Genomic DNA, 14,986 nt, shown 5'->3' with positions numbered 1-14,986 from the left:
AATTACTCTTCGTCTTCTAGCTCGATGTTAATACCTAGCGAGCGGATTTCTTTCAACAATACGTTGAATGATTCCGGCATGCCTGGTTCCATCGAGTGGTTACCATCTACGATGTTTTTATACATCTTAGTACGGCCATTCACGTCATCCGACTTAACGGTTAGCATTTCTTGTAGAGTGTAAGCAGCACCGTATGCTTCTAGTGCCCATACTTCCATCTCACCGAAACGCTGACCACCGAACTGAGCTTTACCACCAAGTGGTTGCTGAGTTACTAGGCTGTAAGAGCCAGTAGAACGTGCGTGCATCTTGTCATCAACCAAGTGGTTCAGTTTCAGCATGTACATGTAACCTACAGTTACAGGACGCTCAAACGCATCACCGGTACGACCATCAAACAAGGTAAGCTGACCAGATTCTGGTAGATCGCCTAGTTTCAGTAGTTTCTTGATGTTCGTCTCAGAAGCACCATCAAATACTGGAGTCGCAATTGGTAGACCGCCACGTAGGTTCTTAACTAGCGTACGAACTTGATCGTCCGATAGTTCAGCAATATCTACGTTTTGACGAGTATCACCAAGATCATAAACCTTCTGTAAGAACTCACGGAACTTAGCCAGTTCCTGTTGCTCTTTAACCATTTGGTTGATCTTGTCACCGATACCTTTAGCTGCTAGACCCAAGTGAACTTCAAGGATCTGACCGATGTTCATACGTGATGGTACACCTAGTGGGTTCAGAACGATATCGACCGGTTGACCTTTCTCATCGTAAGGCATGTCTTCAACAGGGTTGATCTTAGAGATTACACCCTTGTTACCGTGACGACCCGCCATCTTGTCACCAGGCTGGATACGACGTCTAACCGCTAGGTAAACTTTAACGATCTTAAGAACGCCAGGTGCTAGATCATCACCTTGAGTGATCTTACGACGCTTAGTTTCAAATTTCTTATCGAAATCAGCTTTTAGCTCGTCGTATTGCTCTGCAAGTTGCTCAAGTTGAGATTGCAGTGCGTCATCTTCAAGATTTAGTTCTAACCACTGTTTGCGGTTAATAGTGTCCAGTTTCGCTTCTGAGTAACCACCAGCAATCAATACAGCACGAACACGGTTTAGAAGGCCACCCTCAAGAATCTGGAATTCTTCAGTAAGGTCTTTCTTCGCTTCTTTTAGCTGCATTTGCTCAATTTCTAGAGCACGCTTGTCTTTCTCTACGCCATCGCGAGTGAAGACTTGAACGTCAATGATGGTACCTGAAACAGAGTTAGGTACACGCAGTGAAGTATCTTTAACGTCAGATGCTTTTTCACCGAAGATAGCTCGTAATAGTTTCTCTTCAGGAGTTAGCTGTGTTTCACCTTTAGGCGTCACTTTACCAACTAGGATGTCGCCACCCTTAACTTCAGCACCAATGTAAACGATACCTGACTCATCTAGTTTAGATAGAGCAGCTTCACCTACGTTTGGAATATCAGCAGTGATTTCTTCAGAACCAAGCTTAGTATCACGCGCCACACAAGAAAGCTCTTGGATGTGGATAGTAGTAAAGCGATCTTCTTGTACTACACGCTCAGAAACTAGGATTGAATCCTCAAAGTTATAACCATTCCAAGGCATGAATGCGATACGCATGTTTTGGCCAAGAGCCAATTCGCCAAGGTCGGTAGAAGGACCATCTGCTAGAACGTCACCTTTAGCTACTGGTTCGCCAGGTAGCACGGTTGGACGTTGGTTAATACAAGTGTTCTGGTTAGAACGCGTGTATTTAGTCAGGTTGTAGATATCGATACCAGCTTCGCCAGGTACCAATTCATTTTCATTAACCTTAACAACGATACGTGATGCGTCTACAGACTGAACTGTACCGCCACGTTTCGCTACCGCTGTAACACCAGAGTCAACCGCAATGTTGCGTTCAACACCAGTACCTACTAGAGGCTTATCAGCCTTAAGTGTAGGAACTGCCTGACGTTGCATGTTCGCACCCATCAATGCACGGTTTGCATCATCGTGCTCTAGGAATGGGATTAGAGATGCAGCGATAGATACTACCTGGTTCGTCGCGACATCCATGTAACTCACGTTTTCACGTGGGTGCAGACCTGATTCACCCTTCAAGCGGGCAGTGATCAATTCGTCAGCAAATAGGTTGTCTGCAGTCAGTACTGTGTTCGCCTGAGCGATAACGTATTGACCTTCTTCGATTGCAGATAGGTAATCAACATCTTCGGTTACTACACCGTCAACAACGCGACGGTAAGGGGTTTCAAGGAAACCAAACTCATTACAACGTGCGTACGCAGATAGTGAGTTAATCAAACCGATGTTTGGACCTTCAGGAGTTTCGATCGGACATAGACGACCGTAGTGCGTAACGTGAACGTCACGAACCTCAAAGCCAGCACGCTCACGAGTTAGACCGCCAGGACCTAACGCTGAGATACGACGTTTGTGAGTAACTTCTGAAAGCGGGTTGTTCTGATCCATAAACTGAGACAACTGTGAAGAGCCAAAGAACTCTTTCACTGCCGCAGAAATTGGCTTAGCGTTGATTAGATCTTGAGGCATGATTGCATCAAGGTCACCAAGGCTTAAACGTTCTTTAACAGCACGTTCAACACGAACAAGACCAACACGGAATTGGTTTTCTGCCATTTCGCCTACAGAGCGAATACGACGGTTACCAAGGTGGTCGATATCATCAACTTCGCCTTTACCATTACGGATAGAGATGAGTTTCTTCATCACTTCAATGATATCGGTTTCGTCAAGAATACCTTGCTCACCTGCGTCTTCACGCATGATAGAGCTGTTGAACTTCATACGGCCTACCGTTGATAGGTCGTAACGTTCTTCAGAGAAGAACAAGCTTGCGAATAAAGATTCAGCTGCTTCTTTCGTTGGTGGCTCGCCAGGGCGCATCATGCGGTAGATTTCTACCAATGCAGATAGACGGTCAGTAGTACTATCACCACGAAGTGTATCTGACATGAATGGACCGTGATCTAGGTCGTTCGTGAACAGTACTTCTAGTTTAGAGTGACCAGCTTGCGCTAGGTTCGCTAGGCTTTCTAGGCTGAACTCTTGGTTCGCGCCTACAACGATTTCGCCAGTGTTCTCGTCAATGTAGTCTTTAGAAGCTACTTTACCAACGATGTACTCAACAGGTACTTCGATGAACTCAACGCCATCTTTTTCAAGATTGCGGATATGACGAGCTGTAACACGACGACCAGCTTCAATGTAAGTTTTACCGTTTGCTTCAATATCAAAAGAAGCAGTTTCGCCACGTAGACGCTCTGGTACCAACTCCATCATTAGAGTTTGGTTTTGAACTTCAAAACGCACTTTTTCGAAGAACAGATCTAGGATCTCTTCAGTCGATTTACCCAACGCACGTAGGATAATAGACGCAGGAAGTTTACGACGACGGTCGATACGGACAAACAGGCTATCTTTTGGATCGAATTCAAAGTCTAACCATGAACCACGGTAAGGAATAACGCGCGCGTTATACAGAACTTTACCAGAAGAGTGAGTCTTACCCTTATCGCTGTCGAAGAATACACCAGGGCTTCTGTGAAGCTGGGATACGATAACCCTCTCGGTACCATTGATCACGAAGGTACCATTGTCAGTCATGAGTGGAATTTCACCCATGTAGACTTCTTGTTCTTTAATATCTTTTACAGTACCAGCTGGTGCGTCTTTGTCGAATACAACTAGACGCAGCTTAACGCGCAGCGGTTTTGAATAAGTGACACCTCGGATTTGACATTCTTTAACATCAAATACTGGTTCACCAAGACGGTAGCTAACGTATTGCAGCTCAGAATTGCCGTTGTAGCTCTGAATTGGAAAAACAGAACGAAAAGCAGCTTCTAGACCGTATTGTCCTTCAGGATCCTGTTCGATGAATTTATCGAAAGAATCAAGCTGGATCGATAGCAGGTATGGAACGTCCAATACTTGTGGACGAGTACCAAAATCCTTACGGATGCGCTTTTTCTCGGTATAAGAGTAAACCATGGGGTTCCTCAGCTCGCTGATAAGTGACCCAACTGTCGATTATTTGCACAAAACAAAAGACAGAGACTAACAACTGTTTAAAGTAACAATACTCAAAAGAAATAGAGTATTGGTTTTGCTCGGATTAAGGCGACGAAACAGTGAAAAAACGCCAGAACCCTACAGCGCAAAAAGGCCGGTGGTTAATAAACCACCAGCCATTAGCCATACGGCTAAGAAATCAAGTAATAATTACTTAACTTCAACAGAAGCACCAGCTTCTTCTAGAGTAGCTTTAAGAGCTTCTGCTTCTTCTTTAGAAACAGCTTCTTTAAGCGGTGCAGGAGCACTATCAACTAGACCTTTAGCTTCTTTCAGGCCAAGACCTGTAGCGCCACGTACTGCTTTGATTACAGAAACTTTGTTTCCGCCAACTGCAGTTAGGATTACGTCAAATTCAGTTTGCTCTTCAGCAGCGTCGCCGCCAGCTGCGCCACCAGCAACTACTGCAGCTGCAGCAGATACGCCGAATTTTTCTTCCATAGCTTCGATAAGCTCAACAACTTGCATTACAGACATTTCTGCAACTGCGTCTAGGATTTGCTCGTTAGTAATAGACATAACAATTCTCTTTTAAGTCAACAATAAGTTTATTTTGCAACCAGTAAAAAGCAAGGCTTAAGCCGCTGCTTCTTCTTTTTGATCGCGTAGTGCAGCGATAGTACGTACCAGCTTGCCTGCAGAAGCTTCTTTCATGCACATCATTAGGCGTGCGATAGCTTCGTCGTAAGTTGGTAGAGTCGCTAGTACATCTGCGTCAGTAACCGCGCCTTCAAATGCAGCAGCTTTGATCTCGAAATCTTTGTTCTCTTTAGCGAAGTCTTTGAAAAGACGCGCTGCAGCACCTGGGTGCTCATTAGAGAATGCAACTAGAGTAGGACCGGTAAAAGTGTCAGATAGACACTCGTAATCAGTACCTTCTACTGCACGGCGTGCTAGAGTGTTACGAACAACTCTCATGTAAACACCAGCTTCACGAGCTTGTTTACGTAGAGAAGTCATCGCGCCAACAGTAACGCCACGAGAATCAGCTACAACTGCAGAAAGTGCACCACTGGCAGCTTCGTTGACTTCAGCAACAATTGCTTTTTTGTCTTGAAGGTTTAAAGCCATTTTGGATTTACTCCTGGTTGTCGTTACACCACTCACCAAAATTGGTGAGAGTAAAAACGGTGCAGTCCCAGAAGAAAGGCAATCTTTTGCAAGTTTGCTTTCTGTCAGATCGGGCACCATCTACGTAGGTTTACTATTAAGTCACATCGCTAAAAAAAGCCTGTGACGCCTACGGTCTTGGACGGAGACTCACTCTTACATCGAAATGTTTGAGTTAGCCCCAACCACAAATATTAGGCGCGAGATTATACACTAATTTCGCGCCTAAGCAAGATTAGCTTGCTTGAGTGTTCAGGCTAGCCTGATCAACAGCAACACCAGCACCCATTGTAGTAGAGATGCTAATTTTCTTCAGGAAGGCACCCTTCGCTGAAGACGGCTTAGCTTTCTTAAGAGCAATTAGAAGTGCTTCTAAGTTCTCTTGAAGCTCAGATGCTTCGAAAGATGCTTTACCGATAGTAGTGTGGATGATGCCGTTTTTGTCGTTACGGTAACGAACCTGACCTGCTTTAGCGTTCTTAACCGCTTGAGCAACGTTAGGAGTTACAGTACCAACTTTAGGGTTTGGCATAAGACCGCGTGGACCTAGGATAGTACCTAGTTGACCAACAACGCGCATTGCATCTGGAGAAGCAACAACAACGTCAAAGTCCATTACGCCTTTCTTAACTTGTTCAGCTAGGTCTTCCATACCAACGATGTCAGCACCAGCTTCTTTCGCTGCTTCTGCGTTTGCACCTTGAGTGAACACAGCAACGCGAATTTCACGACCAGTACCGTGAGGTAGTACAGTTGCACCACGTACGTTTTGGTCTGATTTACGAGCGTCAATGCCAAGGTTAACAGCAACGTCAACACTTTCATTGAATTTAGCTGTTGCTAGTTCTTTAAGAAGTGCAACTGCTTCGTTGATTTCGTACTCTTTAGTAACGTCAACTTTTTCGCGAATAACGCGCATACGCTTAGTAAGTTTTGCCATTGTCTTAACCCTCTACCACTAGGCCCATTGAACGAGCAGTACCCGCGATAGAACGCTTCATCGCTTCGATGTCAGCGCCAGTCATGTCTGCAGCTTTAGTTTCTGCAATCTCTTGAACTTGAGCGTCAGTTACAGTACCAACTTTCTCAGTGTTCGGACGACCAGAACCAGACTTGATGCCAGCTGCTTTAAGCAGAAGAACTGCTGCAGGTGGAGTCTTAGTTTCGAACGTGAAAGAACGGTCGTTGTATACAGAGATAACAACTGGGATTGGTAGACCTTTCTCAACAGATTCTGTTTTTGCGTTAAACGCTTTACAGAATTCCATGATGTTCACACCGTGTTGACCTAGAGCAGGACCAACTGGTGGCGACGGGTTCGCCATACCTGCTGCAACTTGCAGTTTGATATAAGCTTCAACTTTCTTAGCCATGATATTTCCTAATTTTGGGTGGTAACGCTGCCATACGGCCAGCTCCCCGTTGTATTAAAACGCCTTACTTCACATAAAGAAGTAAAGAGGCGCGAATTATAGATACAATTCACGCCTCAAACAAGCCCTAAAGCCTATTTTTTAGTCAACTTTTTCAACTTGACCAAATTCGAGTTCTACTGGTGTCGCACGACCGAAAATCGATACCGACACTTTTAGGCGACTCTTCTCATAATCTACTTCTTCAACAGTACCGTTGAAGTCAGCAAAAGGACCGTCATTAACACGAACAACCTCACCCGCTTCGTACATAGTACGAGGACGAGGAGCTTCGCTAGCTTTCTCAAGACGATTCAAGATAGCGTCAGCTTCTTTGTCAGTGATAGGTGCAGGTTTATCTGAAGTGCCACCAATAAAGCCCATAACGCGTGGAACGCTACGCACAAGGTGCCATGATTCATCGTTCATGATCATTTGAACAAGCACATAGCCTGGGAAGAATTTACGTTCGCTTTTACGACGTTGACCTGCACGCATTTCGACAACTTCTTCAGTTGGAACTAGTACATCGCCAAAAAAGTCTTCCATATCATGCATTCGGATATGTTCACGAAGGGAAGTAGCTACGCGACCTTCAAAACCAGAAAAAGCCTGAACCACATACCAACGTTTCTTTGGTGCTTCACTCATGAATTAAACCCTCACACTCCAGTCGCTAGAGAAACAAGACGAACCATAATTCCGTCAATGCCCCAAAGCGCTAGAGCCGTAACAATACTTACAGCCAATACGATCAAAGTCGTTTGCATAGTTTCTTGGCGAGTTGGCCAAACAACCTTGCGGATCTCCATACGAGATTCGCGAGCAAAGACGATCGCTGTTTTACCTTTGGTGGTCGTAGCTGCCACACCAAGAGCGATTGCAATTAATGCAACAACACTCGCAGCGCGAATCACTACAGACATTTCACCATATAGATGATTACCTACAACAGCAGCGGCTAGCAGAGCAAAAACGACAATCCACTTGAAGATGTCTGCTGCACTTGAGCTATCAGGAGTTTCTGCATTTGCTTTCATAAACTAACCTGTGACAAGTCTTACTATAGACGACAATAACCCCGCTGTTGCAGGGCCTATTCATTAATGCTGTAAATCAGCACATTCCTTTAGAACTTTCTTTCTAATACAGGCTATAAAACCCACAATAGAAATCAAAATTCTTAAAATTCTTCGCTTGTTTAATGACAATAAAAGCAATTTACCTTCCCATCATAAACAATAGCGCAGAAAAAGGGCATCAAATGATGCCCTTTTGTTTAGATTTCGTCAATTATTAATCGAAAATCTTAGCAACAACACCAGCACCAACGGTACGGCCACCTTCGCGGATTGCGAAACGTAGACCTTCGTCCATTGCGATTGGAGCGATTAGCTCAACAGTCATTTGAACGTTGTCACCTGGCATTACCATTTCTACGCCTTCAGGTAGAGTGATGTCGCCTGTTACGTCAGTTGTACGGAAGTAGAACTGTGGACGGTAACCTTTGAAGAAAGGAGTATGACGGCCGCCTTCATCTTTAGAAAGAACGTATACTTCTGACTCAAATTTAGTGTGTGGGTTGATAGAACCTTTAGCAGCAAGTACTTGGCCACGTTCAACGTCATCACGCTTAGTACCACGTAGTAGTGCACCAACGTTCTCACCAGCACGACCTTCGTCAAGCAGTTTACGGAACATTTCAACACCAGTACAAGTAGTAAGAGTCGTTTCTTTGATACCAACGATTTCTACTTCGTCACCTACGCGTAGGATACCGCGCTCGATACGACCAGTAACAACAGTACCACGACCTTGAATTGAGAATACATCTTCAATTGGTAGTAGGAACGGTTGGTCAACAGCACGCTCTGGAAGTGGGATGTAAGAATCTAGTGCTTCTGCAAGCTCAACGATCTTGTCTTCCCACTGCTTCTCGCCGTTTAGTGCGCCAAGTGCAGAACCTTGGATTACTGGAAGATCATCTCCTGGGTATTCGTACTCAGAAAGAAGTTCACGAACTTCCATTTCTACTAGTTCAAGTAGCTCTTCGTCATCAACCATGTCACATTTGTTCATGAATACGATGATGTAAGGGATACCAACCTGACGACCAAGTAGGATGTGCTCACGAGTTTGTGGCATAGGGCCATCTGTAGCAGCAACAACTAGGATACCGCCGTCCATTTGAGCAGCACCAGTGATCATGTTTTTAACATAATCGGCGTGTCCAGGACAGTCTACGTGTGCGTAGTGACGTTCAGGAGTATCGTACTCTACGTGAGAAGTAGCGATTGTGATACCGCGCTCACGCTCTTCAGGAGCGTTATCGATAGATGCGAAATCTTTAGCTTCACCACCGTATACTTTTGACAAAGTAGTACAGATAGCAGCAGTTAGAGTTGTTTTACCGTGGTCAACGTGGCCGATAGTACCAACGTTTACGTGCGGTTTCGTACGTTCAAATTTTTCTTTAGACACGAGCGTGTTCCTCTAGGTACGGTTTATAAAGTGGCTTTGTAGACCACGCAACCAAATAAATTGGATGTAAAGTATATATCAAAAGGAAATAATTGCTTGAGAGCTGGTGCTGATAGGCGGATTTGAACCGCCGACCTCACCCTTACCAAGGGTGCGCTCTACCAACTGAGCTATATCAGCACACGAATAGGTTGGAGCGGGCAGCGGGAATCGAACCCGCATCATCAGCTTGGAAGGCTGAGGTAATAGCCATTATACGATGCCCGCAACACGTAACTCTGTGAGCTATTTCCTTAAGAAAATGGTGGTGGGAGATGGATTCGAACCATCGAAGGCAGTGCCGTCAGATTTACAGTCTGATCCCTTTGGCCACTCGGGAACCCCACCAAATTTTGCTTTCATAAAGAAAGTGGTGCCGACTACCGGAATCGAACTGGTGACCTACTGATTACAAGTCAGTTGCTCTACCTACTGAGCTAAGTCGGCACATAAGTGGAGCGCATTCTATGGGATGATTTCGAACCTTGCAATAAGAAAATGCAAAAATATGATACTTTTTGCTTTTACATTGAGCCAAGACTGATTTTTCATCATGTTTCCGCTAAATCATCACTCCTTTTCCTCGTCACAATTGAAATATTTATCTCTTCATGTATGTTGATGCGACGCACAAAAGGAAGGATCCCGATGACTCCACATATGAAATTCAATCGACAGCAATGGTCTAAGCTAAAAGCTTCTGTACCTATGGTGTTAAATGATTCTGATATCGAAGAGCTACGTGGTATCAATGAGAACCTTGATACGACTGAAGTGGAAGAGATCTACCTTCCTTTATCTCGATTAATTAACCTCCATGCTGGCTCACAACAGCGGCGCCAAAGGGTGTTAGATACTTTTCTGCATCGAGAGGATAGTCATAACCCATTTATTGTAGGCATTGCCGGTAGTGTTGCTGTGGGCAAAAGTACCACGGCGCGTGTTATGCAAGCCCTACTCTCTCGTTGGGGCGATCATCCGAAAGTGGCGTTGATTACGACGGATGGTTTTTTATATCCAAATAAAGTTTTGCAAGAGAAAGGCATTATGGATCGCAAGGGATTTCCTGAATCCTATGATATCCAGCGCCTAGTTGATTTTGTTTCTGACGTAAAAGCCGGAAAAGCGAAGGTTAAAGCGCCGATATACTCTCATCTTACTTACGATATTACCGATGAAGTTGAAGTAGTAGATAGACCTGACATTCTCATTTTAGAGGGTTTAAACGTACTGCAGTCGGGAATGGATTATCCTGATCAGTCACATCGAGTGTTTGTGTCAGACTTTCTCGACTTTTCTATTTATGTCGACGCGGATAGTTCATTAATTGAAGAGTGGTATATTAATCGCTTTCTCAAGTTCCGTTATGGGGCGTTTAAAGAGACTAACTCTTACTTTGGTCATTACACTAAACTCACCAAAGAAGAAGCGGTGGCTAAGGCTCACTCTATTTGGTGCGAGATTAATGGTAAAAACCTCATTGCAAACATATTGCCAACCAAAATGAGAGCGAACCTTATTCTGAAAAAAGCGCTCGATCACAAAGTGAATCAAATTCTTCTAAGAAGCTGATCTTACTGATATTTCGCCACCAATAAAGGATTCGATATCAGTACCTGTATCGAGTAACAAAGCGCCTTGTTCGTTAATTCCTTTACATACTCCAATGACCTGCCTATTGCCCATAAGTAACTTAATAGGTTGGTCTAGGAAATTATCATAGCGATTCCACTGACTTAAAAAGGGCTTCAATCCTTTTTGCTCATAGATAGAAATAGCATTACGTAAAGTCTCAGTCATGGTGACTACAATGTCATTACGCGCAATCGGCTGTGTGGTTGAGATTTCTTTAAGGCTAGTCCAAGGTTGATCGATACCTTGGACATGCTCAGGCATAGACACATTCAAGCCAATACCAATCACTAAGTTTGCCGCATCTCCTGCCTGCCCTGACAGTTCAACGAGAATCCCTGCTAATTTTTTATTGTTGTGATACACATCATTTGGCCACTTTAGCTTTAGACCATCGATACCCAATTGCTCTAGAGCATCCACCAAAGCCAATCCAATCACTAAACTGATACCCATAGCGGCGGGTAAACCGGCTTCAAGACGCCAATACATTGAGTAATAGATATTAGAGCCAAACGGAGAAACCCATTCACGTCCTCTGCGCCCGCGCCCCTGCGTTTGATATTCTGCAACACATACACTGCCCGACTGTAGATCTGCTTGACCCAACATGCGTTGATTAGTGGAATCAATGACCGAGATCACCTCAATAGGCGAACTTAGCCGATGCTGTAATGCTTGTTGATCGAGTAAATCTAGAGGCTGCTCCAATCGATAGCCTTTACCTTTCACGCTATATACATCAATACCTAAATCTTGAATGGCTTTTATATGTCGCGCTATCGCCGCTCTTGATACACCAAACTTCTCACCCAATTGTTCACCAGAGAGGAACATACCGGAACTCAGCTCATCGATTAGCTTGAGTTTAAAGCTAAAGTCTTTCATTGCTTGCACCTTGAAATAGGCTAACTAAGTTGGTTTCTTGCTTACTTCCCATAAAGCGTACTTCGTGTTCTAACTCAATTTGGTATTTCTGCAGAATGGTTTCTCTTACATGCCACGCTACCGCCAACACATCCGTCGCGACTGCCTGATTGAAATTAACGATGACTAAAGCTTGCTGAGCATGCACACGTGCCCCGCCATGGGTATAACCCTTCAATCCTGCATTATCGATGAGCCAACCTGCAGCGACCTTCATTTGCTCTCCTGCTGGATAACCTACGATATTAGGATAGCGCTTCTGCAGTTCGGTAAACTGTGCAGTCGGAATAACCGGGTTTTTGAAAAAGCTCCCCGCATTACCCATAACCTTAGGGTCAGGGAGCTTAGAGCGACGAACTTGGCAAACTGCGTCAAAGATCTTTCTTGCAGAAGGCTCACCTTCTATGAGTTGCTGTAGAGCGCCATAGGCGGTTTTTGGTGTCCATACTTTAGAGAGCTTAAGCCCTACCTTAGTGATCAACGCCTTGCCAGATAACTGCTGTTTAAAGATAGAGTCTCGATAAGCAAAGTAACACTCATTACAAGATAAGCGTTTTAGGGTTAATGACTCTAAATCAAGATATTCAACAAAATCACAAACATCTTTAAACTCAATACCATAAGCGCCAATATTTTGAATAGGGGCTGTTCCTGCACATCCTGGGATCAAGGCGAGATTCTCTAAACCAAACATACCTTTATCAACAGCCCACTCCACTAAGCTTGGCCAGTCTTCGCCTGCAGCAACTTCCAGTAGAAAATGTTGCTCATCCTCTTTTATCTCTCTGCCCTTCAATCGATTTAGAATAGCTACACCGGCGAAATGTTCGGTAAATAGCATATTGCTGCCCGTACCAAGAGGTAACTTAGGCAAGTTCTTCCATTCTGAGTGAGTGTATATTTGGATAAGATCGTCTAGCGAAGTTGCTTCTACAAGAAAGTCACAGTGGGCTTTAATTGAAAAGGTATGATAGGAAGACAGTTCAGCTTGAGGGGTAACGTGCATCATAGTGTTAATTGTTCCATTCCCAATTAGGGTTTCTAAAGGGTAATATTGACCGCTTACCTTTATAATACTGGAACAAGGTCCTTTGCGCAGTTAATTAATGAACAGTCTTACCATCAAACATTTGGAGCCTATACGACTCCCTATCTTAAAGAAGCTCTATAAGTCCCATTACCCTTCCACCAAGATCAAAGCTGGAGAGCAAATTCTCGTGGCTGAAATCAATTCTAGTATTGTGGGAGTCGTGAGATTTAGAACTATCGATAAATGGCAGTTGCTCACCGGAATGATGGTCATACCTGAAGCAAGACAGCAAGGCATTGCATCACGTCTGTTACAACACTGTAAAACCGATATCCTTAATGACAGCGTATACTGTTTTGCTTATCAACATTTGCAAGCAATGTATGGTGCGCATGGTTTTAGATGCATTGAACTCGAAGTGCTACCTTCAACCTTACAAAAGCTATATTTGCGCTACACTCAGGCAGGAAAACCACTAATTATCATGCAATATTGCGGATAAGTGCTTTATTGGTAATTGTTTTATCAATTCATCTAGGCAGTCAAGCTTCAAATTTGATAAAATGGTTGGCTAGATCAGCCCTTTATAGGACCTAATACTCATAATGGTTTTAGCTAAGAATATCATCGATGGACTAAAAGCAGTTCCCGTTGATCCAAAAGACTTTAGAACACTTTATTCGGCAAAAGAGTTCAAAGCACAGCTACTAGAGCTTATTAAAACAGCCAAAAAGCGTATCTACATCGCAGCCTTATATCTTGAGGACGATGAAGCTGGGCGAGAGGTCTTTGGTGAGATCTACAAAGCAAAGCAAGCTAATCCTGGTTTAGATATCCAAATCTGTGTTGATTGGCATCGAGCCCAGCGCGGTTTAATTGGTGCAGAATCATCAGATGGTAATGCCGCTATGTACACCAGAATGGCTGAGTCCCATTCACATGTTGTACCTGTATATGGTGTACCTGTTCGAGGAAAAGAAGTGTTTGGTGTACTCCACCTAAAAGGCTTTATCTTCGACGATACCATTTTGTATAGTGGCGCCAGCATCAATAATATCTACCTTCATCATCAAGACCGATATCGCTTTGATCGATACCATCAGATTTATAGTCCAGCAATTGCCGATGCTATGGCTACATACATTACAGATGCTCTCGTTAAAAATCCTGCAGTGAACTCGTTAACACAGCAACAACGACCTTCGACTAAGTCATTGAAAGGCGCTATTCGCCAACTTAGAGCAAGTTTGGCGGTAACAAACTATCAATTTGAAAGCGCGAAGATCGATGCAGATAAAATCGCTATTACGCCGATTGTTGGTGTAGGCAAACGCAGAAACCTTCTTAATATGGCGATCATACAACTGATCAAAGATGCCAAAGAAGAAATTCAAATTTGTACACCTTACTTCAACTTCCCAAAAAGTGTTGCTAGAGAGCTTAAAAAAGCATTACGACGCGGTGTTAAGATTTCGATTATCGTCGGCGATAAAACAGCCAATGATTTCTTTATCGATCCAGAAGAAGAATTTAAAACTGTTGGGGGTCTACCCTATCTATATGAGATGAACCTACGTCGCTTCTTAAAAGCGAATGAAGCCAATATCGCATGTCGTAAGCTAGACATCCTATTATGGAAAGACCAAGCAAACAGCTACCACCTGAAAGGCATGTGGGTCGACAAGAAGAACATGTTGATTACTGGAAGTAACTTAAACCCAAGAGCTTGGAAACTGGACTTAGAGAACGCTCTATTGGTTAGAGATCCTAATGGTTATCTAACTACTCAGTTTGAACAAGAGTTTGAGAACATCCTTAAAGATACCCAACGTATCGGTAGCTATAAGCACATAGAGAAGATTGAACACTATCCTGAACCTGTGCAAAAGCTATTACGAAAAGTTACCCGTATAAAGGCTGACAGAGTGCTTAAACAGCTTCTGTAGTCTCTACTACCAACCTTTTCATTTATCAGCCCTCATCTTTATATGAGGGCTTTTTATTGCCCAAAATATATTGCTTTCAAACAGGATTGATAGCCAGAAATCACAGATACAAAAAAGGCAGGGTGGAGAGATTCGAACTCCCAACACGCGCTGTCTTGAGGGATTAGCTGAATCCGCTGCTCTGCCAATTGGAGCTACACCCTTAGAATTCTTTAGTTTCTCAACCTGAAAAAAACCTCGCTTTCGTATATAGGTAGAAAGAGTGCCTACAACAGAAAGAAGTGAACAAAATGCAGG

General features: G+C 43.8%; 13 protein-coding genes and 5 tRNA genes. 3 read left to right on the top strand and 15 right to left on the bottom strand.

Annotated features, from left to right (window positions below):
* Positions 1 to 2: 2 nt before the first annotated feature.
* The 12 genes from rpoB to VHA01S_RS11710 all read right to left on the bottom strand — a co-directional run bounded on the left by rpoB (position 3) and on the right by VHA01S_RS11710 (position 9,601).
* Positions 3 to 4,031 carry a DNA-directed RNA polymerase subunit beta gene (gene rpoB / locus VHA01S_RS11765; RefSeq protein WP_023404595.1) on the bottom strand — a complete coding sequence of 1,343 codons (4,029 nt, stop codon included), beginning with the start codon at positions 4,029 to 4,031 and terminating at the stop codon, positions 3 to 5.
* A gap of 231 nt (positions 4,032 to 4,262) precedes the next feature.
* Positions 4,263 to 4,631: a 50S ribosomal protein L7/L12 gene (rplL, locus tag VHA01S_RS11760; RefSeq protein WP_023404594.1), complete on the bottom strand. Its 369-nt coding sequence runs from the start codon at positions 4,629 to 4,631 to the stop codon at positions 4,263 to 4,265.
* A gap of 57 nt (positions 4,632 to 4,688) precedes the next feature.
* Positions 4,689 to 5,183 carry a 50S ribosomal protein L10 gene (rplJ, locus tag VHA01S_RS11755; protein WP_021714676.1) on the bottom strand — a complete coding sequence of 165 codons (495 nt, stop codon included), beginning with the start codon at positions 5,181 to 5,183 and terminating at the stop codon, positions 4,689 to 4,691.
* A gap of 274 nt (positions 5,184 to 5,457) precedes the next feature.
* Entirely contained in the window at positions 5,458 to 6,162 is a 705-nt protein-coding gene (rplA, locus tag VHA01S_RS11750; protein WP_023404593.1) for a 50S ribosomal protein L1, read from the bottom strand.
* A gap of 4 nt (positions 6,163 to 6,166) precedes the next feature.
* The gene (gene rplK, locus VHA01S_RS11745; RefSeq protein ID WP_021714674.1) at positions 6,167 to 6,595 is read right to left on the bottom strand and encodes a 50S ribosomal protein L11; all 429 of its coding nucleotides are present in this window, start codon (positions 6,593 to 6,595) and stop codon (positions 6,167 to 6,169) included.
* 141 nt (positions 6,596 to 6,736) lie between these two features.
* Positions 6,737 to 7,285, bottom strand: coding sequence for a transcription termination/antitermination protein NusG (nusG, locus tag VHA01S_RS11740; protein ID WP_023404592.1), 549 nt, complete (start codon positions 7,283 to 7,285; stop codon positions 6,737 to 6,739).
* 11 nt (positions 7,286 to 7,296) lie between these two features.
* Positions 7,297 to 7,674 carry a preprotein translocase subunit SecE gene (secE, locus tag VHA01S_RS11735; protein WP_023404591.1) on the bottom strand — a complete coding sequence of 126 codons (378 nt, stop codon included), beginning with the start codon at positions 7,672 to 7,674 and terminating at the stop codon, positions 7,297 to 7,299.
* Between the two features lie 256 nt (positions 7,675 to 7,930).
* Complete coding sequence (gene tuf, locus VHA01S_RS11730; protein ID WP_023404590.1) at positions 7,931 to 9,115, bottom strand: elongation factor Tu; 1,185 nt, start codon at positions 9,113 to 9,115, stop codon at positions 7,931 to 7,933.
* A gap of 104 nt (positions 9,116 to 9,219) precedes the next feature.
* A tRNA-Thr gene (locus VHA01S_RS11725) sits at positions 9,220 to 9,295 on the bottom strand.
* A gap of 12 nt (positions 9,296 to 9,307) precedes the next feature.
* A tRNA-Gly gene (locus VHA01S_RS11720) sits at positions 9,308 to 9,382 on the bottom strand.
* A gap of 35 nt (positions 9,383 to 9,417) precedes the next feature.
* Positions 9,418 to 9,502, bottom strand: a tRNA-Tyr gene (locus VHA01S_RS11715).
* Positions 9,503 to 9,525: 23 nt separating this feature from the next.
* Positions 9,526 to 9,601: transfer RNA gene (locus VHA01S_RS11710), tRNA-Thr, on the bottom strand.
* A gap of 201 nt (positions 9,602 to 9,802) precedes the next feature.
* On the opposite strand from VHA01S_RS11710, the gene coaA reads away from it, so the two are divergent.
* Positions 9,803 to 10,726: a type I pantothenate kinase gene (gene coaA / locus VHA01S_RS11705; protein WP_023404589.1), complete on the top strand. Its 924-nt coding sequence runs from the start codon at positions 9,803 to 9,805 to the stop codon at positions 10,724 to 10,726.
* On the opposite strand, the gene birA is transcribed toward coaA, so the two are convergent.
* Positions 10,715 to 11,674, bottom strand: coding sequence for a bifunctional biotin--[acetyl-CoA-carboxylase] ligase/biotin operon repressor BirA (birA, locus tag VHA01S_RS11700; RefSeq protein ID WP_023404588.1), 960 nt, complete (start codon positions 11,672 to 11,674; stop codon positions 10,715 to 10,717). The genes coaA and birA overlap by 12 nt on opposite strands.
* Positions 11,661 to 12,722 carry a UDP-N-acetylmuramate dehydrogenase gene (murB, locus tag VHA01S_RS11695; protein WP_023404587.1) on the bottom strand — a complete coding sequence of 354 codons (1,062 nt, stop codon included), beginning with the start codon at positions 12,720 to 12,722 and terminating at the stop codon, positions 11,661 to 11,663. The genes birA and murB overlap by 14 nt, the downstream gene beginning before the upstream one ends.
* Positions 12,723 to 12,819: 97 nt before the next feature.
* Between murB and VHA01S_RS11690 the strand changes: the two genes are divergently transcribed.
* Both VHA01S_RS11690 and pssA read left to right on the top strand, forming a co-directional pair.
* A complete protein-coding gene (locus VHA01S_RS11690; RefSeq protein WP_039970797.1) occupies positions 12,820 to 13,245 on the top strand; it encodes a GNAT family N-acetyltransferase in 426 nt (141 codons plus the stop codon).
* A gap of 103 nt (positions 13,246 to 13,348) precedes the next feature.
* Positions 13,349 to 14,689 carry a CDP-diacylglycerol--serine O-phosphatidyltransferase gene (gene pssA / locus VHA01S_RS11685; protein WP_023404585.1) on the top strand — a complete coding sequence of 447 codons (1,341 nt, stop codon included), beginning with the start codon at positions 13,349 to 13,351 and terminating at the stop codon, positions 14,687 to 14,689.
* Positions 14,690 to 14,809: 120 nt separating this feature from the next.
* On the opposite strand, the gene VHA01S_RS11680 is transcribed toward pssA, so the two are convergent.
* A tRNA-OTHER gene (locus tag VHA01S_RS11680) sits at positions 14,810 to 14,893 on the bottom strand.
* Positions 14,894 to 14,986: the final 93 nt, after the last annotated feature.

Origin of the sequence: Vibrio halioticoli NBRC 102217, from assembly GCF_000496695.1 — a bacterium.
GTDB lineage: Bacteria > Pseudomonadota > Gammaproteobacteria > Enterobacterales > Vibrionaceae > Vibrio > Vibrio halioticoli.
Note: the sequence above shows the minus strand (reverse complement) of the source record. Positions and strands in the feature narration are given on the sequence as shown.

What these genes read in the sequence shown, in the direction of transcription:
- rpoB (WP_023404595.1), bottom strand. Translation starts at nt 4,031, where the DNA reads ATGGTTTACTCTTATACCGAGAAAAAGCGCATCCGTAAGGATTTTGGT.
- VHA01S_RS11690 (WP_039970797.1), top strand. Translation starts at nt 12,820, where the DNA reads ATGAACAGTCTTACCATCAAACATTTGGAGCCTATACGACTCCCTATC.
- rplK (WP_021714674.1), bottom strand. Translation starts at nt 6,595, where the DNA reads ATGGCTAAGAAAGTTGAAGCTTATATCAAACTGCAAGTTGCAGCAGGT.
- birA (WP_023404588.1), bottom strand. Translation starts at nt 11,674, where the DNA reads ATGAAAGACTTTAGCTTTAAACTCAAGCTAATCGATGAGCTGAGTTCC.
- nusG (WP_023404592.1), bottom strand. Translation starts at nt 7,285, where the DNA reads ATGAGTGAAGCACCAAAGAAACGTTGGTATGTGGTTCAGGCTTTTTCT.
- rplJ (WP_021714676.1), bottom strand. Translation starts at nt 5,183, where the DNA reads ATGGCTTTAAACCTTCAAGACAAAAAAGCAATTGTTGCTGAAGTCAAC.
- coaA (WP_023404589.1), top strand. Translation starts at nt 9,803, where the DNA reads ATGACTCCACATATGAAATTCAATCGACAGCAATGGTCTAAGCTAAAA.
- murB (WP_023404587.1), bottom strand. Translation starts at nt 12,722, where the DNA reads ATGATGCACGTTACCCCTCAAGCTGAACTGTCTTCCTATCATACCTTT.
- rplL (WP_023404594.1), bottom strand. Translation starts at nt 4,631, where the DNA reads ATGTCTATTACTAACGAGCAAATCCTAGACGCAGTTGCAGAAATGTCT.
- pssA (WP_023404585.1), top strand. Translation starts at nt 13,349, where the DNA reads ATGGTTTTAGCTAAGAATATCATCGATGGACTAAAAGCAGTTCCCGTT.
- secE (WP_023404591.1), bottom strand. Translation starts at nt 7,674, where the DNA reads ATGAAAGCAAATGCAGAAACTCCTGATAGCTCAAGTGCAGCAGACATC.
- rplA (WP_023404593.1), bottom strand. Translation starts at nt 6,162, where the DNA reads ATGGCAAAACTTACTAAGCGTATGCGCGTTATTCGCGAAAAAGTTGAC.